The sequence below is a fragment of the Micromonospora sp. RTBAU3-60 genome (assembly GCF_054963695.1).
Genome location: NZ_JBUEGB010000018.1, coordinates 95,732 through 116,023, shown reverse-complemented (window position 1 = coordinate 116,023; position 20,292 = coordinate 95,732). Strand labels below are relative to the sequence as shown.

The 20,292-nt window shown below is 72.1% G+C and carries 24 protein-coding genes; 14 read left to right on the top strand and 10 right to left on the bottom strand.

Features of this window, described 5'->3' with window-relative positions; translation table 11 throughout:
* Window positions 1-100 precede the first annotated feature (100 nt).
* Both ACY34I_RS19725 and ACY34I_RS19720 read left to right on the top strand, forming a co-directional pair.
* Window positions 101-742: a DUF6642 family protein gene (locus ACY34I_RS19725; RefSeq protein WP_462756444.1), complete on the top strand. Its 642-nt coding sequence runs from the start codon at window positions 101-103 to the stop codon at window positions 740-742.
* A 44-nt stretch (window positions 743-786) separates the two neighbouring features.
* On the top strand, window positions 787-1,251 hold the full coding sequence (locus ACY34I_RS19720; RefSeq protein WP_462756443.1) for a PPOX class F420-dependent oxidoreductase: 465 nt from the start codon (window positions 787-789) through the stop codon (window positions 1,249-1,251).
* A 2-nt stretch (window positions 1,252-1,253) separates the two neighbouring features.
* Here ACY34I_RS19720 and ACY34I_RS19715 read toward each other — a convergent pair whose 3' ends face one another.
* Together ACY34I_RS19715 and ACY34I_RS19710 are read right to left on the bottom strand one after the other, a co-directional pair.
* A complete protein-coding gene (locus tag ACY34I_RS19715) occupies window positions 1,254-1,895 on the bottom strand; it encodes an NAD(P)-dependent oxidoreductase (protein WP_462756442.1) in 642 nt (213 codons plus the stop codon).
* Window positions 1,896-2,063: 168 nt separating this feature from the next.
* Window positions 2,064-3,296: a serine hydrolase domain-containing protein gene (locus ACY34I_RS19710; RefSeq protein WP_462756441.1), complete on the bottom strand. Its 1,233-nt coding sequence runs from the start codon at window positions 3,294-3,296 to the stop codon at window positions 2,064-2,066.
* A gap of 65 nt (window positions 3,297-3,361) precedes the next feature.
* On the opposite strand from ACY34I_RS19710, the gene ACY34I_RS19705 reads away from it, so the two are divergent.
* The 3 genes from ACY34I_RS19705 to ACY34I_RS19695 all read left to right on the top strand — a co-directional run bounded on the left by ACY34I_RS19705 (window position 3,362) and on the right by ACY34I_RS19695 (window position 5,267).
* On the top strand, window positions 3,362-3,955 hold the full coding sequence (locus ACY34I_RS19705) for a pentapeptide repeat-containing protein (protein WP_462756440.1): 594 nt from the start codon (window positions 3,362-3,364) through the stop codon (window positions 3,953-3,955).
* A 54-nt stretch (window positions 3,956-4,009) separates the two neighbouring features.
* A complete protein-coding gene (locus ACY34I_RS19700) occupies window positions 4,010-4,462 on the top strand; it encodes a pyridoxamine 5'-phosphate oxidase family protein (protein WP_462756439.1) in 453 nt (150 codons plus the stop codon).
* A 121-nt stretch (window positions 4,463-4,583) separates the two neighbouring features.
* A complete protein-coding gene (locus tag ACY34I_RS19695; RefSeq protein ID WP_462756438.1) occupies window positions 4,584-5,267 on the top strand; it encodes a hypothetical protein in 684 nt (227 codons plus the stop codon).
* Between the two features lie 37 nt (window positions 5,268-5,304).
* Here ACY34I_RS19695 and ACY34I_RS19690 read toward each other — a convergent pair whose 3' ends face one another.
* Entirely contained in the window at window positions 5,305-6,111 is an 807-nt protein-coding gene (locus ACY34I_RS19690; RefSeq protein WP_462756437.1) for a hypothetical protein, read from the bottom strand.
* A gap of 70 nt (window positions 6,112-6,181) precedes the next feature.
* On the opposite strand from ACY34I_RS19690, the gene ACY34I_RS19685 reads away from it, so the two are divergent.
* The 4 genes from ACY34I_RS19685 (at window position 6,182) to ACY34I_RS19670 (ending at window position 8,224) form a co-directional block, all read left to right on the top strand.
* Entirely contained in the window at window positions 6,182-6,313 is a 132-nt protein-coding gene (locus tag ACY34I_RS19685) for a hypothetical protein (protein ID WP_462756436.1), read from the top strand.
* A 101-nt stretch (window positions 6,314-6,414) separates the two neighbouring features.
* Entirely contained in the window at window positions 6,415-6,756 is a 342-nt protein-coding gene (locus ACY34I_RS19680; protein ID WP_462756435.1) for a DUF1330 domain-containing protein, read from the top strand.
* Window positions 6,757-6,834: 78 nt separating this feature from the next.
* Window positions 6,835-7,806, top strand: coding sequence for a hypothetical protein (locus ACY34I_RS19675; protein ID WP_462756434.1), 972 nt, complete (start codon window positions 6,835-6,837; stop codon window positions 7,804-7,806).
* Window positions 7,807-7,897: 91 nt separating this feature from the next.
* Window positions 7,898-8,224 carry a hypothetical protein gene (locus ACY34I_RS19670; protein WP_462756433.1) on the top strand — a complete coding sequence of 109 codons (327 nt, stop codon included), beginning with the start codon at window positions 7,898-7,900 and terminating at the stop codon, window positions 8,222-8,224.
* Window positions 8,225-8,269: 45 nt separating this feature from the next.
* Here the strand turns inward: ACY34I_RS19670 and dacB are convergent, their stop codons facing one another.
* Window positions 8,270-9,853 carry a D-alanyl-D-alanine carboxypeptidase/D-alanyl-D-alanine endopeptidase gene (dacB, locus tag ACY34I_RS19665; protein WP_462756432.1) on the bottom strand — a complete coding sequence of 528 codons (1,584 nt, stop codon included), beginning with the start codon at window positions 9,851-9,853 and terminating at the stop codon, window positions 8,270-8,272.
* A 355-nt stretch (window positions 9,854-10,208) separates the two neighbouring features.
* On the opposite strand from dacB, the gene ACY34I_RS19660 reads away from it, so the two are divergent.
* On the top strand, window positions 10,209-10,490 hold the full coding sequence (locus tag ACY34I_RS19660; RefSeq protein WP_148796188.1) for a HesB/IscA family protein: 282 nt from the start codon (window positions 10,209-10,211) through the stop codon (window positions 10,488-10,490).
* A 10-nt stretch (window positions 10,491-10,500) separates the two neighbouring features.
* Here the strand turns inward: ACY34I_RS19660 and ACY34I_RS19655 are convergent, their stop codons facing one another.
* Window positions 10,501-11,589: a beta family protein gene (locus ACY34I_RS19655; protein ID WP_462756431.1), complete on the bottom strand. Its 1,089-nt coding sequence runs from the start codon at window positions 11,587-11,589 to the stop codon at window positions 10,501-10,503.
* Window positions 11,590-12,031: 442 nt separating this feature from the next.
* The gene (gene tnpA, locus ACY34I_RS19650; protein ID WP_462756430.1) at window positions 12,032-12,463 is read right to left on the bottom strand and encodes an IS200/IS605 family transposase; all 432 of its coding nucleotides are present in this window, start codon (window positions 12,461-12,463) and stop codon (window positions 12,032-12,034) included.
* 23 nt (window positions 12,464-12,486) lie between these two features.
* Between tnpA and ACY34I_RS19645 the strand changes: the two genes are divergently transcribed.
* Together ACY34I_RS19645 and ACY34I_RS19640 are read left to right on the top strand one after the other, a co-directional pair.
* Entirely contained in the window at window positions 12,487-13,635 is a 1,149-nt protein-coding gene (locus ACY34I_RS19645; RefSeq protein WP_462756429.1) for an RNA-guided endonuclease InsQ/TnpB family protein, read from the top strand.
* Entirely contained in the window at window positions 13,632-13,814 is a 183-nt protein-coding gene (locus ACY34I_RS19640; protein WP_462756428.1) for a hypothetical protein, read from the top strand. The genes ACY34I_RS19645 and ACY34I_RS19640 overlap by 4 nt, the downstream gene beginning before the upstream one ends.
* 92 nt (window positions 13,815-13,906) lie before the next feature.
* Here the strand turns inward: ACY34I_RS19640 and ACY34I_RS19635 are convergent, their stop codons facing one another.
* The 4 genes from ACY34I_RS19635 to ACY34I_RS19620 form a co-directional block, all read right to left on the bottom strand.
* Window positions 13,907-14,500 carry a PepSY domain-containing protein gene (locus tag ACY34I_RS19635; protein WP_462756427.1) on the bottom strand — a complete coding sequence of 198 codons (594 nt, stop codon included), beginning with the start codon at window positions 14,498-14,500 and terminating at the stop codon, window positions 13,907-13,909.
* Window positions 14,501-14,581: 81 nt separating this feature from the next.
* Window positions 14,582-15,859, bottom strand: a complete 1,278-nt coding sequence (locus ACY34I_RS19630) for a sensor histidine kinase (RefSeq protein WP_462756426.1) — start codon at window positions 15,857-15,859, stop codon at window positions 14,582-14,584.
* A complete protein-coding gene (locus ACY34I_RS19625; protein WP_462756425.1) occupies window positions 15,856-16,551 on the bottom strand; it encodes a response regulator transcription factor in 696 nt (231 codons plus the stop codon). The genes ACY34I_RS19630 and ACY34I_RS19625 overlap by 4 nt, the downstream gene beginning before the upstream one ends.
* Window positions 16,552-16,729: 178 nt before the next feature.
* The gene (locus ACY34I_RS19620) at window positions 16,730-18,703 is read right to left on the bottom strand and encodes a zinc ribbon domain-containing protein (RefSeq protein WP_462756424.1); all 1,974 of its coding nucleotides are present in this window, start codon (window positions 18,701-18,703) and stop codon (window positions 16,730-16,732) included.
* A gap of 142 nt (window positions 18,704-18,845) precedes the next feature.
* On the opposite strand from ACY34I_RS19620, the gene ACY34I_RS19615 reads away from it, so the two are divergent.
* Both ACY34I_RS19615 and ACY34I_RS19610 read left to right on the top strand, forming a co-directional pair.
* Window positions 18,846-19,856 carry a hypothetical protein gene (locus tag ACY34I_RS19615; RefSeq protein ID WP_462756423.1) on the top strand — a complete coding sequence of 337 codons (1,011 nt, stop codon included), beginning with the start codon at window positions 18,846-18,848 and terminating at the stop codon, window positions 19,854-19,856.
* A gap of 7 nt (window positions 19,857-19,863) precedes the next feature.
* Window positions 19,864-20,220, top strand: coding sequence for a chitobiase/beta-hexosaminidase C-terminal domain-containing protein (locus ACY34I_RS19610; protein WP_462756422.1), 357 nt, complete (start codon window positions 19,864-19,866; stop codon window positions 20,218-20,220).
* Window positions 20,221-20,292: the final 72 nt, after the last annotated feature.

Sequence of the window (20,292 nt, the reverse complement as noted above, 5' to 3'; positions counted from 1 at the left end):
ACCGTGGGTGATGTTGCCGGGCGGGCTGCGACCGGTAACGTCTGCGCCGGGGGCCGGGGACGGCTTCCCGGGCGGCCTTCGCGGGCGGGGGAGGTGGGCGTTGGCGCGGGGTGGCGTCTTCTGCGTCGAGGGGCAGTGGCACCGGGACCTCAACGAGCGCGGCTCCGTCCTGCCCACGCTCGAACTGCTCGAACGGCTGGGCCGGATCCGGTTCATTCACAAGGACGCCGCCACCCGCGACGAGCTCTTCTACTTCATCGACCGCTGGCTGCTCAAGCAGTACGCCGACTACCGCGTCGGCTTCTTCGCCATGCACGGCGAACCGAGCCGGCTGTGCCTCACCGACTGGGACTCGGTGGAGCTGGCCGACGTGGCCGACCGGATGGCCGGCCGCTGCGAGGGGCGCCGCCTCTACTTCGGCAGCTGCTCGGTGCTGCGCGCCTCTGACGCCGCGCTGCGGGACTTCCTCGACGTGACCGGGGCGGCCCTGGTCTGCGGCTTCACCCGCGAGGTGGACTGGGTCGAGTCGGCCGCCTTCGAGACCGTGCTGCTCGACGTGCTCGCCAACGGGCAGCGGCACAACGCCGCCGAGCTGCGGATGGGCTCGGCCCACTGGGCGCCCCTCGCCGCGTACCTCGGCTTCCGGGTGATCTACGCCAACGGCCGGGCTTGGCGGCCGACCGCCCGGCCCCGGGTGCCGGCCCAGGCCTCCCCGCGCCGGATCGCCAACCGTCCCCGCTGAGCCCGCGCCGGTGCTTCGGCCCGGCGGCCTGGTAGAACCGACGCATGGCACGCACCATCGCGACCAACACCCGGGTCGACCGGGACGCCCTGATCGAGTTCCTCCGCCCCCGGCACCGGGTCCTGCTGATCACCACCCGCGCCGACGGCCGGCCGCAGTCCTCCCCGGTCTCCTGCGGCGTCGACGCCGCGGGCCGCCTGGTGATCTCCACCTACCCCGAGCGGGCCAAGGTGGCCAACATCCGCCGCGACCCGCGGGTCTCCGCCTGCGTGCTCTCCGACGACTGGAACGGGCCCTGGGTACAGGTCGACGGCACCGCCGAGGTGCTCGACCTGCCCGAGGCCCTGGAGCCGCTGGTGGAATACTTCCGCAGCATCTCCGGCGAGCACCCGGGCTGGGACGAGTACCGGCAGGCCATGCTCCGGCAGGGCAAGTCGCTGATCCGGGTCACCATCGAGCGCTGGGGCCCGCTCGCCACCGGCGGCTTCCCCGCCCGGCTGGCCGACTGACGTCAGTACGCCGCGGTGAAGCGCGCGTTGTTGAACCGCGGATTCTCGATCTCGTCGACGATCGCCACCGCCAGGTCCTCGTAGGTGAGCACCGACCGGCCCTGCGCGTCCGTCACCGGATGGTCGGTGCCGGTGCGGTAGTGCCCGGTTCGCTCACCCGGGTGGAACTCCAGCGGGGGCGGCGAGACGTACGTCCAGCTCACCCCGTCGGCCGCCGAGCGGTAGACGGCCAGTGCCTCGGCCTGGCCCTCCGCCGAGTCCCGGTACTCCTCGGGGAAGTCCGGCTCGTCCAAGTAGGGCGTGCCCTTCGGCGTCAGCAACGTCGCCCCGCCGCCCACGTGGATCACCCGGGGCGCGTCGGGCAGCTCGCGGAGCGTCTCGACCAGCGTCCGGGCCGCGTCCCGCCACAGGTTCCGCTCGCCGCCGCCGATCGCCACCACGAACACGTCCGCGTCCTCGGCCAGCTCGCGCACGCTCCGCGCCGAGGTGGCGTCCCCGGTGACCGTACGCACGCCGGGCGCCAGGTAGCTGGTCGCCTCCGGGCGGCGCACCGCCGCGGTGACCCGGTGCCCCCGGTTCATCGCCTCGTCGGTGATCCGCGACCCCGCGGTCCCACCGGCGCCGAACACGACGATGTTGCTCATGCGGCCACCTCGCTCCGCTCGGCGACCGCATGCTGCTCCGTGCCACTGCGCTCGTTGCGCTCGCTCATGGCTGACCACCTCCCGCCCCAGGTGCCTCGCCCCTCAGGCTAGGGAGGCGGCCGCCCGGCCGGTGCCGTAAACGGCGATCCGGGCCGGGCGGCGAGCCGGTCAGTCGACCAGCGCGGAGTAGACCAGCTGACGTAGCTGCGAGCGCAGCGGGTAGGTGCTGGACGGCATCAGCTGGGTGAACAGCAGCGCGGTGACCTCCTCCACCGGGTCCACCCAGAACGCGGTGCTGGCCAGCCCACCCCAGTAGAACTCGCCCACGCTGCTCGGCACCCGGGACGGCACCGGGTCCAGCACCACGGCGAAGCCGAGGCCGAAGCCGATGCCGTCGAGCACCGTCTCGGCGAAGCCCCCCGGCTCGAAGGAGGCCAGGTCCCGGCCGCCGGGCAGGTGGTTGCGGGTCATGAAGCGCAGCGTCCGGGGCGACAGCAGGCGTACCCCGTCCAGCTCGCCCCCGCGCAGCAGGAACTGGGTGAACCGGTGGTAGTCGGCGGCCGTGGAGACCAGCCCGCCGCCCCCGGAGAACCAGCTCGGCTCGGCCAGCGCGGCCCGGCCGATGCCATCCTGCCGGGTCGCCTGCCCGGTGGCCGGGTTCGGGGCGTAGAGGGCGGCCAGCCGCTTGGCGTCCGCCTCGTCGACCCACCACCGCGTGTCGGTCATGCCCAGCGGGCGCAGGATCCGCTCGGCGAAGAACGCCTCCAGGCTCTGCCCGGAGATCACCTCGACCAGCCGGCCCAGCACGTCGGTGGAGACCCCGTAGTTCCAGCTCGTGCCGGGCTGGAAGAGCAGCGGCAGCCGGGCCAGCCCGGCCGAGGCCGCCGCCAGGTCCGCACCCGGCGGCACGCCCAGGTCGAAGCCCGCCGCCCGGTACAGGCCGTCGACCACCGTGCTCTGCGCGAAGCCGTAGGTCAGGCCGGCGGTGTGGGTGAGCAGGTGCCAGACCCGGATCGGCTCGATCGCCGGCAGGGTGTACGGCTTGAGCACCGACCCCTTGTCATAGACCCGGGCGTCGGCGAACTCCGGCAGCCAGCGGCTGATCGGGTCGTTCAGCTCGAACCGGCCCTCCTCCCAGAGCATCATCGCCGCGACCGAGGTGATCGGCTTGGTCATCGAGTAGATGCGCCAGAGGGTGTCCGCCTCGACCGGTGCGCCGGCCTCCCGGTCGCGCAGCCCGTAGGTCGAGGAGTGGGCGATCTCGCCCCGGCGGGTCACCACGATCTGCCAGCCGGCGAGCCGGCCGTCGTCGACATACCTGCCGAAGTGCTCGTCGATCCGCGCCAGGCGGGCGGGGTCGAAACCGATACGGGCCGGGTCAGTGCTCACTGCGACGCTCACGCCGCCGAACCTACCGGCCGGTATGCCCACCGGGAAGTGTCGGTGGCCACCACTAATCTGGCGTGATGCCGGAGCCGACAGAAGACGTCATCTACCGTCACGAGGACTGGTACGCCGAAGAGCTGGTCGACCGGCACTTCGTCCGCTGCTCCTTCTTCGACGTCGACCTGACCGAGGCGGTCAGCCAGGGCGCCGTCTTCACCGAGTGCGTCTTCGGCAACGTCGCCTTCAACGCCTCCCGGCACACCGACTCGGCGTTCACCCGCTGCACATTCAAGCGGTGCAACCTCTTCGAGGCCGAGTTCACCGGCTGCAAGCTGGTCGGCAGCAGCTTCGACCAGTGCGACCTGCGCCCCCTGCGGGTCAGCGGCGGCGACTGGTCCTTCGTCGCCCTGCCCGGCGCCGACCTGCGCGGCGTGCACCTCACCGACGTACGCATGCGCGAGGCGGACCTGACCGGCGCCAACCTCACCGGCGCCACGGTCACCGGCGTCGACCTGTCCGGCGCCCAGCTGCACGCCGCCCGACTGGCCCGGGCCGACCTGCGCCGCAGCGACCTGACCGCACTCGACCCGACCACGGTCGAGCGGGCCGGAGCCATCATCGACAGCGAGCAGGCGATCGTGCTGGCCCAAGCGCTCGGCTTCGAGATCCGCTGACCGGTCCGGAAAACACGCCGCACGGTGTCAGCTTTTCCTGCCAGGCTGGCCGGCATGGCATGGTGGTCCGACCTGGTGGCATCCGAACCCGACTTCGCGGCGCGCGTACGCGCCCGATTCACCGTCCGCAAGCACGGCACGATGGCGACCCTGCGGCGGGACGGCTCGCCGCGGATCAGCGGCACGGAGTTCGACTTCTCCGACGACGGTCAGCTCCGGCTGGGCAGCATGGCGGGCGCGCTCAAGGCACTCGACCTGCGGCGCGATCCCCGCGTGGCACTGCACTGCCCGACCGAGGACACCCCGGAGGACGATCCGGCCTCGTGGGGCGGCGACGCGAAGATCGCCGGCCGGGCGCACGAGGAGCCGCCGGGCGAGGACGGGTCGCACCGGTTCCGGATCGAGCTGACCGAGGTGGTGCTCACCCGGGTCGACGACCCGCCGGACCATCTGCTGATCGAGAGCTGGCATCCCGAGCGTGGTCTGCGGCGCCGCGAGCGGCGCTGACCGGCCAACTGTCGGGAACACGCCGCTTCCCGACGGATTCTCGAAGATCTGGCCGTATGCCATTCTCCCTGCGGCGGGCCACGGGGGCGACCGCCGGCACCGGTGGCCGAGGGGGGAATCGGTGGCTGAGGACGAACTCACGCAGACCGGTATCCGGGTGGGCGGCTGGCTGCCCCACGCGCCGGCCGAGCCGGCGCCGGAGCAGCCGGTCACGCTGCCGCGTCGGCTCCCCGCCGACGGCGCGGCCCCGCCCACGCCGCGACCGGCCGCGGCGACCGGCCCGGCAGCGTCGGTCGGCCCCGCCGCGACCGGCGCGCACGCCGATCCGGCGCCGCCACCCGACCGTGCCGGCCCCGCATTCCTTCGCGAGCACGCCGACGCGGCGCCGGTTCGCGACGACGCCCGTCCGGAGATTGTCGTCGAGCAGCCGGGGGAGACCGGACCCGAACCGCCCACCTCCCCGGCCGTCGAACCAACCGCGGTCGCGCCGCCGGCAGTCAGCCCGGCGGCGCCCGCCCGGCACTCCTCGGAGAGCGTCGCGCACCGCCTTGCCGAGCTGCTCGGACCGGTGGTCGCCAAGGTGCGCACCGCCGTCGGCGTCGCGCCCGACGGGCCAGCCACCCGGGTCGGGCTGGCCCGGGCCCGCCGGCGCCGACGCCGGCTGGTGCTGGGGGCGGCCGCCCTGACCGTGCTGGTGCTGGTGCTCGCGTACGCGGGGCGGGACCCGGACGCCGAAGCGGCGGTCAGCTGGTCACCGCAGCTACTGGTCGGTGACAAACGGTGCCAATCCGGGCCTGGTCAGTGAGGTAGTGCCCAGGGCGTCCGGGCCGCGCGTGCCGCGCCTATTCGAGGAGCAGGACCACAAGGTCTATCAGCGAGCCCCCGACAAAGAGGAACAGCGCGGTGATGCGGACCGGGCGTACGGGTCTGGCGAGGAACCGGAGGAATCGCGCCGCTGTGCCGAGCAGTGTTCCCTCCACCGCGCCGGGCATGGCGAGCGGCATGGCGGCCAGCGTGAAGACCGTAACGACCGTCAAGGCCACGCCGACAAATCCGAGGATCCGCACCGCCTGTCCTTGGGCCGCCAATCCGCTGAGATCGAGAGTATTGGCGGCGACGGCCATCGCGATCGTGGCCAGCATCATCAGCACCGCGGCGAGGCCGAAGCTTCGCTCCTTCGCGTCGGTGGCCCTGCTGACCAGCCGCCGTTCGCTCTCGGGTAGCTCGCGTGACAGGAACTCGTCGATGCGACGTTCCACCAGCGCGGACGCCGCCAGGACTTTCTCGCGACTTTCACCATCGCGCAGGTCGTAGGTGTCCCGGAGCTCGTCCGTCACGGTATGCCAGAAGATGATGAAGGCATCCTCGTCCAAGCCGGATGGGGCGGTCTGCGGCGGGGTGCGGACAAGGCTGGAGTGCGGCACCACGCCGCCTACGGTCGCCACAGAGGTGTTCTTGACGAAGAAGCCATGGGCTTCATCCCGCAGCTCAGCGATTCGGGCGATTATCCGGTATTCAGATCTGCGTTCTGCGTACTCGTTGGCGCGGCGACTCCAGTGTTGCAGCTTCGCTGGATCGATGAGATCGACGATCGCGCTCAACCCGGCCAGGAAGAGAGCCAGCTTCCCGGCGATCTCGAAAACCCGCACCGGGGCAGCATAAGCATCCCGGACGCGATCAGCCCGACCAGCCACCAGGGGATAAATCGCGCTGGCCGACGTGCCGGCCCGCGTCGACCTCAGCCCGGTCGGCTCGCTCGACCGGGTCCACTGGGGACCGCCCGACGCCGGCCAGCCGGTCCGCAAGCGCGGCGGCTCCGGAGCGGTCGTGGTGGTGCTGGAACGGCTCTGACCGCCGTTACCTGGCGGGTGGTCGACCTGGTGGCGGGCCGGCCGCAGAATCAGTGCCAGGCCCTGCGCCGTGGAGTCGGCGCACGTCACCGTGGAGGGACCATGCCCGCGTTCGCGCTCGCCCATCTGCGTACTCCGCAGATCAACGAGGACGTCCTGGAATACCTGGAGAAGATCCAGGCGACCCTCGACCCGTACCAGGGGCGGTTCCGGGTGCACGGCATCACCCCGGAGGTGATCGAAGGGGAGTGGCCGGGCACGGTGGTGATCATCGAGTTCCCGGACATCGAGCAGGCCCGCGCCTGGTACGCCTCCCCGGCGTACCAGGAGATCCTGCCACTGCGCCTGCGGCACATCGAGGGCTCGGCCATCATCGTCCAGGGCGTCGGGCCGGACTACAGCGCCGCACGCACCGCCGCCCGGCTGCGCCAGGACATCGGCTGAGCGCGGTCCCCCGTCCGGGGGAGCCGGTCCCCTCCCGCTCGGGAGGGACCGGGGACGCGGCGGCGGCAATGTGGACCCATGACGCTCACCGTGCCGCCGCCGACCGTCGCCACCACCCAGCGCCGTTCCGCCTGGCTGGCGTACGCCGCCGTGGCCTGGGCGATCGGCTACGGCGCGCTGCGCGCGGCCTGGGCGCTGATCGGGCCCCCGTCGTTCGGGCCGCTCGGGGTCGACCTGGTGGTGGTCACCGGCTGGTGGTCCGTGGCGCTCCAGGCCGCCGCGGCGGTGGCCGGCGTCGGGCTGGCCCGGGCCCACGCCTGGCGGCCGGCGCTGGCCGCGGCGGCCTGGGCGGTCTGCGCCGCTGTCCTGCTCTCGTGCGCATTGCTTCTGCTGGACCTGGTCGGTTTCCTCATCCTCGACCTCAGCCCGGCGTTCACCCTGGCCGGGTTCCTCAGCCGCGCCGGTGCGCTCACCGGCGTGGCGCTGCTGCACGCGGCGGCGCTCGCGCACCTTCGCCGATTCCGGGGGGACTGCGGCCGGTGCGGCCGGGTCCGAGTGTCCGGTGGGCCCGTGCCGCGCTGGGCCCGGGGCGCGGCGTGGGCGGCGGTCGCCGGCTGTCTGGTGCGGCTCGCCGCCCAGGTGGCGGCGGGTTTCGGGGATCTGCCGCTGGCGCAGGGCGCCTCGATGGTGGCGTTCGAGGTGGGGTTCCTGCTCGCCGGGGTGCTGCTGCCGCTGGCACTGGTGTACCGGTGGGGGAGGGTGTGGCCGCGGTGGGTGCCGCTGCTCGCCGGCCGTACGGTGCCCCGCCTGCTGCCGTTGGCACCGGCGGCCGTCTTCGCGGTGGGGCTGGTCGGCTACTTCGGCGTCGGCCTCGCCCAGCTCGCCGTCGAGACCGCGACCGGCAACGTCGACCTGGGCGACGGGCGCTACCCGCTGGCCTTCTTCTGGTTCGCCGAGTCCGGCTACTGGGTGTGGGGCTGGGGGTTGGGCATCGCCGCAGTCAGTTATCACCTGCGGACCCGTCGGGTATGCCGGCACTGCGGCCGGTGACGCCGGGACAGTTTGTCCGTCGGGGGCGCGGTGGGCCGTCGTACCTTACTCCGAGGTCCCGGTCCAACCATCCCTTGTGGAGGCTCGCCCGATGTGCAGCGTTGCGTCCGTCGTCCGTCCCGTCGCCCCGTCCGCCCCGGGTGACCCGTCCGGCGAGGTGCTGCGGGAGATCCCGTTGCCGCCGTACGTGACCGGCGAGGACGCCCAGTTCGCGGTGCGGGCCGTGGTGGTGCACGCGCCGCGGCGGTGGTCGGGCGGGACGGTCTGCCGTAACGACGCCAGCCCGCACCCGTGCCGGCTGCACCGCTGGGGGCGGCGGGTGCTCGCCCTGCACGGGTTGCCGCCCGCCGAGATCGACGCCCTGATCGAGCGCGGCGACCCGGCCGCCGACCCGCGCCCGCGCCGGCCCAGCGCCTGACGGGTGGGGGCCCGGCCCGTCCCGCGGGCCGGGCCCCCACCCGGGTCAGCAGACGATCGGCTTCACCCAAGAGCACTCCCTGCCGTCGGGCACCCGGGGCACCTCCGGCGCCGTCGGCACGGTCAGCCGCGCCGTGGTCGTCCCCTTCTCGGTGTACGAGGCCAGCGCGATCGCGATCTGATCCTCCAGCCCCTTGACCGACGACGTCAGGTAGTTGTTCAGCACGATCGAGAAGGCCAGCAGCCGCCCGTCCGCGTCCGTCACGTAGCCGGAGAGGCTGGACGCCCCGGTCAGGCTGCCGGTCTTGGCGTGCACGTTGTTCGCGGCGGCCGTGTCACGCATCCGGCTGCGCAGGGTGCCGCCGACGAAGCGGTCCGCGTTGCCGGCCACCGGCAGGGCGGCGTACCAGGTGTCGAACCAGGGTTCGGCCCGGACGGCGGAGAGCAGCGCCACGAACTGGGCCGGTGGGATCATGTTGCGCCGGGAGAGACCGGAGCCGTCGCGCTGGCGCAGCGTCCCGGTGTCCACTCCGGAGTTGCCCGCGTACGTGCCGATCGCGGCGAGCCCGGCGGACCAGGTTCCGGAGCCGGACATGACCCGGCCCAGTTCCTTGGTGAGCACCTCCGCGTGGCCGTTGTTGGAGAGCTTGAGGAACGGCACCATCAGCTCGGCCAGCGGCATCGAGTCGTGCCGGGCGAGCGTGGTGGCGTCGCTCGGGGTGGCCTGGCCCAGCACGGTCCGGCCGAGGACGCGGACCCCGTGCCGCAGCAGCGCCGACCGGAAGATGTCGGCCGCGTAGCCGGTCGGCTCCCAGACCGTCATCCAGTCGCTCGTCGGGTCCTCGCCGGCGGCGATCTGGCCGGTCACCACGATGGTGTTGCCGCCGTGCTCGCGCTCGAAGGAGATGCTCGTCTCGCCGGTGGCGACCGTCTCGGCCCGGTTGTCGATGCGCAGCCAGCCGTTGGGTGGGGTCATGGTGACCACCGGGGGCGTACCCGGCTCGCGGCCCGGGGCGGCGTGCACGATCACGGTGCCGGCGTCGTAGTCGGTGTTCGGCGCCACGGTCAGCGCGGAGACCTGCGCGGCGTAGTAGTAGGACTCGTCGTCCCAGGTCCAGTCCGGGCCCAGCCGGGTGCGGTCGTAGCGGGTGTCGTCGGCGACGAGGGTCCCGGTCACCACCCGTACGCCCTCGGCGGCGACCTGCGCGGCCAGCCGGTCGTAGTCCTCGGCGAGCATGGTCGGGTCGCCCCCGCCGCGCAGGTACAGGTCGCCGGTGAGCACGCCGGCCCGGCGTACGCCGTCGCTGGCCACGTCCGTGGTGAAGCGGTGGCCCGGGCCGAGCAGCTCCATCGCCGCGGTCGAGGTGAGCAGCTTGGTGTTCGAAGCGGGGATCAGTCGGCGGTCGGCGTTGCGGGTGTAGAGGGTCCGTCCGGTGCTGGTGTCCACCACGACCACGCCCGCCTGGGCCCCGCCCAGCCGGGAGTCGGCGAGGACCGCGTCGATGGTCGCGTTGAGCCGGGTCTGCGCGGGCGTGGGCGACTCGGCGGTGGCGGTCGAGGCGCCGGCGGTGGCCGCGGTGGCGACCACCGCCAGCACCGCGAGCACGCGCGGAAAGAGACGACGATGCATGCATCGATGCTGTCATGGAGTTTTCTTCCAGAGAAGGCTCCACATCGAAAGTTATTACCGGTCGCGGCGGTCGGCGCGGTGTCGAAACCCCAACGCATACCCGCCTTCGGGGCCGGAAAACCCCTGCTCAGCCTCCTGTCACCCGTTCGGGTACGCGGCCCGCGGCCCCGGTGTCGACTGATCCAGCTCTATTTGACGGATGCCCGCGCAGGGGGCACCGTGGGTCATGAGGGCGATGCGACCTGCCCTGATTTGCCCGGCGAGGACTGAAATCGCCGTCCCGGGGTCCGGGCCCGGCCACGTGAGGGCCGCGGTCACCCGTTCCCGATCCCGAACCTGCCACGAGGAGTCCGCCATGCTGACCATGACCGACAACGCCGTCCTGGTGATCCGCGACCTCGCCGAACAGCAGGACGTCGCCGAGGGCGGCGGGCTGCGCATCGCCGCCGACACCGACGCGGGGTCGCTCTCCATCGAGCTGGTGCCGCAGCCGACGCAGGGCGACCAGGTGGTCGACAACCAGGGCGCCCGGATCTTCCTCGACGCCGACGCCGCGCAGCTGCTCAACGACACCTCCGTCGACGCGGTCGTCGACGAGGAGGGCATCGTCCAGTTCGGCTTCACCACCAAGGAGTGACGAGCGCCGGTCACCCGGCCCGACGGTGCGGGTCACCGCGGGCGTGCGGCCGACCGGAACGTCCCTCCGCGTGCCACGGCTCGTCGCGCTGCTCCCGCTCAGCGGGGAGCAGCGCCGCCAGCACGTGCGCCAGGTGGTGCGAGGTGCTCCAGGCGATCCAGTTCGACGGCGAGCCGGCACCCGCGCTCCGCCGGGCCCGGCGCAGGATCTCGTGGTCGCCCCAGGAGAACCCCGCCCCGGCCGTCGGCCAGTGCGGGGCCGCCACCAGGGTGCGGCACAGGTCGGCGAACCGCTCGTCGCCCCGGCCGCCCCGCCGCGACCAGCGGTAGACCCACCACGCCTCGTCCGTGGTGTAGCGCAGCGTCGGCAGCCGGTCGCCCGGCCCCTCCGCGCCCGGCACCGCGCAGCAGACGCCGTAGTCGCCGTAGCCGACGCCGAGGTCGGTCAACCGCTGCCAGAGCTGCCAGCCGAAGCGGTCGAGGCGGACCGGCTCGTCGGTGGGCAGGCGGGCCAGGGTCGGCGGCATCCCGCCGGCCGCCACGGTGACCGAGCGCCAGGCGTGCCGGCGGGCCCACTCCGCCAGCCGCCGGACCCGGGGTTCGGCCAGCCGGATGTCCGCCGGGCAGCACACGTCGCCCACGTCGATCAGCAGGTCGCACTGCTCCGGCATCAGCCGGGCCAGCCGCCAGGCCCGCTCCACCGCGCTGGTCGTCGCGTCCGGCCCGGCCCGGTCCTGCCCGGTCCGCAGCCGCAGCACCGCCCGGTGGGCGTACGCCCGCGCGGCGGCGCCGTGCGCCACCAGCCGCCGGTTGCTCTCCGCGAGCCCGATCACCGGCACCAGCGGTACGCCCCAGCGGACCAGCTCACTCTGCGGCCCGTCCGGCAGCGCCGAGACGTCGACCGAGGGAAGCAGCCCGGCCGGGAGCCGGCCGACGAGGTCCACGGTGCACGGCGCCACCACGTGGACGTCGATGATCGGAGCGAGCAGCGGAGCGGCGACCTTGTCGAGATGGGCCAGTGCCTCCAGCTCACCCCGGCGGCAGTTGAGGACAGGACGGTAGACCCCTTCTGCCGCTCGAACCTCGTGGGCGGGCCCCATACTTAAATCTATCGGGCGATTCGCGTTCGCCCACGGTTTCCGCCAAACCGGGATGTCGATGGCAGCCGTCGGCCAGCGACGGTGGTGGGAGGGCACCGCCGGGGCGGAACACGGGCATCCCCGACCACCTGCAGAGTCGGTCCTGCGCTCGCTCGATCCGCCCAGAAGGCCCTCCCATGTCGACGTCGCCTCCCACCTCCCACCTTTGGCTCCTGGCGGCCCTGGTCGTCGCCGCGGCCGCGCTGTTTCGCCGTCGGCCAGTTCTCCGACCACCTCGGTGACCGCCAGTCCGCCCCGGTGATTGGCAACGCCACCAGCATTGGTGGCCCCGGGATTCCGTACGGTTTGCGGTCCGCCGCAGTCTCAACTGAACTCGCCGGCCTTGATTGCCCGAACGAGATCTGGTGGGGAATCTCGGCCGTTAGGGCCGGCAGGAATCGCGTCAGGGGCCGGGGTGCTTCTGGCTGGCGATGTACTCCTCGACCACGGCCAGGGGCGCCCCGCCGCAGGATGCAGCGAAGTACGACGGTGACCACAGGTGACCATGCTTGAGGTGGCGGTTGATCCGTTCTTTGAACTCTTTGCGTAGGTAGTGGGCCGACACGCCTTTGAGGGAGTTGACCAGCGTGGAGATCGCCAGCTTGGGCGGATAGTGCACGAGCAGATGTACATGGTCGTCCTCGCCGGTGAACTCGCTCAGCTCGGCTCCCATGCCGGCGCACACGGCGGCCATTACCTGCTCGCAACGGGCCAGCATTACGTCGTTGAGCGCGCCCTGGCGAGATTTGGTGAGAAAGACCAGATGTGCATGCAGGTCGTGAGCGACGCTGCGGCCTCGTCGGATGTTGGGATCGGGGACCCATCTCGGCGACATAGACCGGACGGTACACTGTGGACGTGAAATTGGTCGTGCAGGTACGGCTGTTCCCCGACGCCGGTCAGGAGGCGGCGTTGCGGGACACGCTGAGCCTGTGCAACGAGGCCGCGAACCTGGTGTCCGGCGAGGCGTTCCGGTCTCGGGTGTTCGGCAAGCAGTCGTTGCAGCGGCTCACCTACGGCCGGTTGAAGGCGATGGGCTTGTCGGCTCAGCCGGCGATCCACGTCGCCCGCAAGGTCGCTGGCGCGTACGCCACCTTGAAGGCGAACATCCGTGCTGGCAACCTCGGCAAGCCCGGGTCGAAACGCCGCCGCAAGGCTGAGGGAAAGCCGATCCGGTTCCGCCGGGACGCCGCGCAACCGTTCGACGACCGGTGCCTGTCCTGGCAGATGCACTCCCGCATGGTCTCCATCTGGACGACGGCGGGCCGGCAGGCCGGTATCCGATTCGGTTGCTCTAACGCGCAATACGCGGTGCTGTCCGCCCACCGCAGCGGCGAGTCCGACCTGGTGTGCCGTGACGGCAAGTGGTACCTGCACGCCACCTGCGACATCCCTGATGTCGAGGTGAAGCAGCCTGACGGCTTCCTCGGCGTCGACCTGGGCATCGCGAACATCGCCACCACCAACGACGCCACCCGACACAGCGGCAAGGGCCTCAACCGGGTCAGGCATCGTAGCCGGCGGCTACGTGCCAAACTTCAGCGCATCGGCACCAAGTCCGCTAAGCGGCTGTTGAAGGCCCGCCGGCGTAAGGAAGCCCGGTTCGCGGCCGACACCAACCATCGTATCGCCAAGCAGATCGTGACCGAGGCCGAACGCACCGGCCGCGGGATCGCCCTGGAGAACCTCAGCGGCATCCGCGACCGGGTACGGCTCCGACGGCCCCAGCGGGTCACTCTGCACTCGTGGGCGTTCCGCCAGCTCGGCCAGTTCATCGCCTACAAGGCGGCCCGGGCCGGGGTGGCGCTCGTTCATGTGGACCCGGCGTACACCTCGCAGGGCTGCTCCACCTGCGGGCACATCGCCAAAACCAACCGCCCCAACCAATCCACCTTCCGATGCACGTCGTGCGGCTTCGCTGAGCACGCCGACGTGAACGCAGCCCGCAACATCGCCACACGCGGTGCCGCGGACTGGGCAGCCGTCAGCCTGCCAAACGCGGCGTGATCGATGCAGCCAGCATCGAGCATGATCCGCAATCTCAGCCGCTTTGGGGCGGAGAAGCTGACTGTATCGGCCGATTCGCCTTGGTGGCCCTGGTCGTCTCCGTGGCCAATGCGAGCTGGAACGGCAACTTCCTCGTCGGCGGCACCAGTTGGATATTCGTGGTGACCGGCGACAACTAGCGTCCAACCGGCTGCGCTGTGCCGCATGCTGATACGGCGGGACCCGGGCAATGATGCCTGCCCGGGCCCCGGAGCTGTGCGGGGAGGTGTGTTCAGTCGTCGTCGCGGTCGCGGGGCCGGTCCCCGCCGTGGTCGTCGCCGACGTCGTGGTTCCGGTCGTCGCTGCCGGTGCGGGTGCCGCCGTGGTCGTCACCGCGGTCGTCGGTGCCCGCGCGGGGCCGGTCGCCGCCGTGGTCGTCGCCGACGTCGTGGCTGCGGTCGTCGCTGCCGGCGCGGTCGCGGCGGTCGTCGGCGAGCTTCCGCTCGATCTCGACCACGGTGCCGTCGCCCCGGTCGACCTTGACCTCGTAGGTGGTGCCGCCCTTGGCGACCTTGACGCTCCACACCCGACGGCCGTGCTCCAGTTCGGCCTCGATCTCCACGATCCGCCCGCCGCCGAGCCGGGCGAGCGCGATCTCGCCGGCCCGCTTCCCGCTCACCGTGCCGTCGACGGTGCCGTTCGGCGCGGCCGACGTCGGGTCGTCGTCCGGCTTGGGGTTGTCCTCGATGGTGGGGCTGGCCGTCGCCGCGGCGAGCGCCCTACCGGGCGTCGTCCGGTCGGCGGTGGTCACGCCCAGGGCCACACCGGTCACCGCCAGCACCGCGGCCCCGCCTGCCGCCGCCAGGACCAGGGAAGTTCGTCGCATCGTCTCCACCTTTCCTCGGTTGTGCGATCGAGGATCGGTCCGGAGTGGATAGCGGCGCGCTACCCGGTGGCTAAGCCCGGGTTAAGGCCGGGGCGGCCCGAGCCGCAGCAGCACGAGCGCCCCACCGCCGGGGGCGCTGTGCAGCTCCAGCCGCCCGCCGCTGGCCCGGGCGGCCCGGTCGGCGATGTCCAGGCCCAGCCCGGTCGACCCCGCGTGGCTGGCGCCCCGCCGGACCGTGCCGGACGGCAGTCCCGGGCCGGAGTCGGCGACGGTCAGCGCGACCTGCCCCGCGTCGGGGACGAGCCGGACGGTGAACGGTGTCCCGTCCGGCGTGTGTGCGAAGACGTTGCCCAGCAGCGCGTCCACGGCCGCGGCCAGCTCGTCCTCGGGCACCCCCACGGGGAGCGGGCCGGGCGCCAGGTCGAGGGTGACGGTGCGGCCGGTGTCCTCGGCGAGCACCGACCAGAACGCCACCCGCTCGCCGACGACCGCCGCAGCGTCACAGCCGGCCGGGCCGTCCGACGTCGAGCTGCGCCACCGGGCCTGCCGGATCAGGCCGGTGACCGCGCGTTCCAGGCCGTCCACCGCGGCGGTCAGCCGGGCCGCGTCGTCGGGGTCGTGCAGCGACTCGGCCTCCAGCCGCAACGCGGTCAACGGGGTACGCAGCCGGTGCGACAGGTCCGCCACCTGCTCCCGCTCCTCGCGTAGCAGCACCTGGATCCGCCCGGCCAGGTGGTTCAGCGCGCCGGCGACCTCCCGTAGCTCGGGCGGTCCGGCCGGGGTGACCCGGGCGTCGAGCTCGGCGTTGGCCAGCCGGTGGGACACCGCGGAGAGCTCGCCGATCGGGCGGACCAGCGTACGGGCCAGCCGGTCGGCGACGATCAGCCCGACCAGCACCAGCAGCACGCCGAGCAGCGCCAGCACCAGCCAGGCCCGGGTTACCCCGGCGGTGAGTTCCGACCGGGGGACCACGGTCCGGATCACCCCGGTGCCGTCCGGCCGGCCCTGGACCGCGATGACCACCTCCCGCCCGTCGGCCGACTCGGCGGTCAGGCTCTGCCCCCGCGCGGCGAGCGCCACCGCGGGGGTACGCGCCACCGGCGTGCCGAGCACCGTGCCGTCGGGCAGGAACACGCTGAACGACCGGCCCGAGTCGGCGGCGAACTGCTCGACGGTCAGCCGGATGGTGTCCGGATCGGCCGTGCCGACCACCGCTGCCAGGCGCTGCGCGTCGGCGGTGGCCCGGACGGTCGCCCGGTCCGCCGCGACGGTGCGCAGCAGCAGCGCCAGCGGCACCAGGAAGGCGGTCAGGACGAGCACGCTGACGGCGGCGACCAGCAGCGCCAGCCGGCCCCTCACCGGGCGGTCCCGGGAGCCTCCAGCCGCACCCCGACCCCCCGGACGGTGTGCAGGTAGCGCGGTTGCTGAGCGCTCTCACCCAGCTTGCGGCGCAGCCAGGACAGGTGCACGTCGACGGTCTTGTCGGCGCCGCCGTACGGGATCCGCCAGACCTCGGTGAGCAGCTCCCGCTTGCTGACCACCTGCCCGGGACGGCCGGCGAGATGGTGCAGCAGGTCGAACTCGCGCGGGGTCAGCTCGACCGGGACGCCGTCCAGGCTCACCTGCCGGGAACGCGGGTCGACCCGCAACCCGCCGACCACGAGCGCCACGTCCTCCGCCCCGGCGTCGCCGGCCGCGCGGCGCAGCACGGCCCGGATCCGGGCGTCCAGCTGCGCCGCGGTGAACGGTTTCACCAGGTAGTCGTCGGCCCCGGCGTCGAGCAGCCGGACGATCTCGGTCTCGTCGTCCCGCGCGGTGGCCACGATGACCGGCACCGAGCTGACCGCCCGCAGCATCCGCACCAGCTCACGACCGTCCAGGTCGGGCAGCCCCAGGTCGAGCACGACGAGGTCGGGCCGGTCGTCGAGCGCGTCGCGCAGCCCGGTCATCGCGGTCGAGGCCGCGGCCACCGCGTGGCCGCGCTCGCGCAGGGCCCGGATCAGGGGGGTACGGATGGCGAGGTCGTCCTCGATGAGCAGCAGCCGGGGCACAGGGGCACGGTAGCCCCCGGGAGCCGCCCCGGTCAGTCCTCCGTCCGCTTGCCGCGGCGCGGACCGAATGAGCGCTCGTTCGGTCAATCGTGCGGTTCAAGCTGGTCGCCTCGGCGGCTTGGCGGTGCGGACAGTCCGGCCCGGATGATCTGACCGAGTGGTTCTCCAGCGTCCCTGATCAGCTTAGTGATCCTGAGTCGGATTGGGTTTCCGGGATCGTTTCCCACCGTGGTGGGGAGGCGTGGGCGTGCAGGTGGAATCCTGCGCCCAGGGCGGCTCCGCGTGGCCGGTGGCCGGTGGTGGGTGTGCTGGTCGTGTTCACGCCCTGGTGTCGGTGGGCTGCGCGGGGCAGCCTTGGCCGGTCCGTTGGTGCGTGTCCCTCCGGACGCTTACCCGCCGAGCCGTGAGGCCGGGTGGGGGAGGGTGCCCTGCGTCGCCTGGGCGCGGGGCGTGATGGCTTGCGCCGGGTGGGGCCAGTCTTCGACCGGTCCCCCCGGCTGGTCTTCGTGGTCGGGGTGACGACGGCTGCGGCTTCGAGTTTGTCGGCCACGGCGCGGATGACCATGTGCCCGGTGGTCTTGTCGGTGACGGTCTTTGCCTGATGGGTCAGGCCGCGGGCGGCGATGCGCCGCCATGCCCCGTGGTCGCGGTCGCCTTGCCAGCGGCAGGACTGGTTGGGGCAGATCGCCCACTTCCAACCCGCCACAGTCGGCTTGTCGGGGGCCTTGCGATGCTGCAGCGGAGTCAAGCACTGCGGGCAATGCTTCGAGGTGTTCCGAGCGGGGACGGTGACGACGGCGATACCGGCCTCGGCGGCGAGGTGCCGCATCCGGTCGACGATCTGCCCGCGTACCTGCTGGGACAGGCGGGTGTTGAGGGTGGCGCCCATGCCCCGTGCTTCCATCGACCGCAGGTCTTCGACGTAGATGACGGTCGCCCGGGCGGCGATGGCCTGGTCCACGGCCCATCTGGCGGCGGCCCAGGCGAGCGCGGCGTTCAGGTTTGTTCGGCGGTCGGAGACGTGGCGGATCTCGTCGCGTAGTACCGCCAGTTTGCCGACGAGGTGATGCCGCTCGTCACGGCCGGTGAGGCGTTGGTAGTGGTCGGCTTTGGCGTGTAGCCGCTCACCGTGCCGGCGCAGGCGGTGCTGTTTGGCGAGGATGCCGGCGGCCCGGAACTGGCCACCGGCCCCCAACGCGGTGACCCGCCCGTCCTCGTGGAGCCGCAGGGCCCCGGCGCTGAGGAGGGTGTTCAGGCCCCAGTCCACGCCGACCGCGACCGTGTGACCGGTGCGCCGGGCCTTCGGCACGGCGTGCGTGTACGCGAGATCGGCGCGTACCTGTCGGCCGGTCACGCGCAGGGTGGGCAGGTGCAGCACCGCCGAGGCGGGGACCGTGGGCGGCAGGATGATCGGACAGGCCACCCACGTCCAATCTGCATAGGCTCTCGGGTCTGGGCGCGTGGGCAACTGCAAGCGCAGCAACACCCTCGCTGGGTCGGTGTCGCTGCGTTCGATGCTGGCCTGCTGCCGGTCACACGCGGCCAGCAGCAGCATCCGCGGGACCCTCGGGACGCCTTCAAGTTCGAACACGTCCACCGGCAGCCGGCCATTGACGGCAAGGAACCTGGCGGCCTGCCGGGTGCGGGACTTGATGACGCTCGACGGCAGATGCTGCCCGCCAGGGATCGACGCCCGAACCTGCTCCCACTCCTGCACGGTGCGTTTACTCGGATCGGCCGGCCACGTCGCCAGCACCCCGGAGGTCAATGCAGCACGCCACGACGCCGAACGCAGAATGCGCCCCGCCTGCTCCTGCGCCACGCGCACGATCCGGTCATTGACCCTCACACCCGCCGGCGCGGTAACCGTCCAACCCAGACGACGCAGCGCCATCCACGCGTTCGACGGAAGTTTCCGGCCACCCGCGTCGTGTCCGGAGGCCAACACCTCCACATCCGCGCAGTTCCACCGCTCCGCCAACAGGCCGGAGACCATGCCCGCCACCAGTTCGGCACACCAGCCAACACGTTGCGCAAGCACTGCCTGCGACAGAACCTCACCGCTCTCCTCGTCCACCCCCGATCGGAGCAAAGCGCGGGCGCAAGCGGTGCGGGAGGCCTCGCCCTCAGCCAGCGGCAGCTTTCCGGTCACCGGCTCATCGCCCCGCCATCGATCCAGGAGAACCCGCGATCACGACCGGCCCACCTCACCGGAATCTCCCCCGAACCAGCCCCAAAGCGAGACGCCACCGTCCACACGGCTAACCTAGGATCACCGACGATTCCTAATCAAGTTGGTCAGCCTCGACAACCAGCTCTTCCTCAACATCGAGGTGAGCGCCGGCACCGACTCGACGACGGTGCTGACGGCGAGTTGGGACAGCGGAGCGGGCACCGAGATCGGCTCCGGCGGCACCGCCACGATGTCCCGGTTCACCGACGCCGGCCAGTACGTGTACCACCGGTTCAGCAACCTGGTCGCCATCGGCGCCGCGCCGGCCAGGGCCACCATCACCAGCAGCAAGGGCGGCTCGGTCACGGTCGACGTGGGCAAGTGGCTGGGCAACCCGCGCAAGGTCACCGGTGAGCACCCGTACGTGTCGGACTTCGTCGACCACTACATGGATCCGACCGAGGTCACCGCGCGATTCACCGCGCTGGCCGCGGAGTTTCCGAAGCTGACCCAGCTGATCGACCTGCCGTACAAGACGAACGGCTACCGGCGCCAGGCGCAGGCGCAGTTCGGCACCGCCTCGGCGAGCATCGTCTACGTCACCTCCAAGGCGTACGGCTCCGAGGGCGGCAACGACATCACCATGTCGCTGGTCAACCCGGGCGCGGCGAACGCCCCGCTGACGGTCAACGTGTCCGGCAAGGCCGTCACGGTGAGCCTGGCCACCAACGGTTCCGGCGCGATCAGCAGCACCGCGGCACAGGTCGTCGCCGCGGTCAACGGCAACGCCGACGCCGCCACGCTGCTCACGGCCAGCACCTACCGGGGTAACGCCGGCGCGGGTGTGGTGGCCGCGGCCGCGGCCACCAAGCTGACTGACAACCTGAAGGCGCCGGCGAGCGTGTCCCGCGACCCGTTCCAGATGAAGGTGCTGCGGATCGGCAAGCACCGGGACGGCTCGAAGGTCGGGGTGTTCCTCTACTGTCAGGAGCACGCCCGGGAGTGGGTGACCCCGCTGGTCTGCGTGGAGTCTCATCGGCTGGGACTTCGAGGTCGGCGCGGACGTCTACAACCCGACGACCAAGCGGTTCACCGCGGTCGGCTTCCAGCCGCCGTTCGCCGAGGGCCATGAGGAGGCGATGGAGTTCGCCAACGGCAACATCGGCATCCTTGAGGTCGCCCGGGCGTACGCGACGGACAAGATCCAGCCGAAGAGCACGGTGAAGATCGTCAAGCAGGAACCGGGCTCGACGTCCTTCACCTTCAGCACCAGCGAGCCAGCGAACGTCTACTACACGCTCGACGGCAGCCGGCCGACCTACAACTCCCCGAAGCTGGCCCTGGCCGGCATGCGGGAGGGCAACCAGAGCATCACGGTCGCGAGAAACACCACCGTCAACTGGTTCTCGATCGACATCGCCGGCAACGTGGAGAGCAACTACAAGCCGGACGGCGACGGCAAGAACTACAACAAGCAGAGCGTATCCGTGCGGTAGCCAGCATCGATGGGAAGCGGTGGCCGTCGACCCCGGGTCGGCGGCCACCGCCCTGTCCGCAGAACGTCGCCG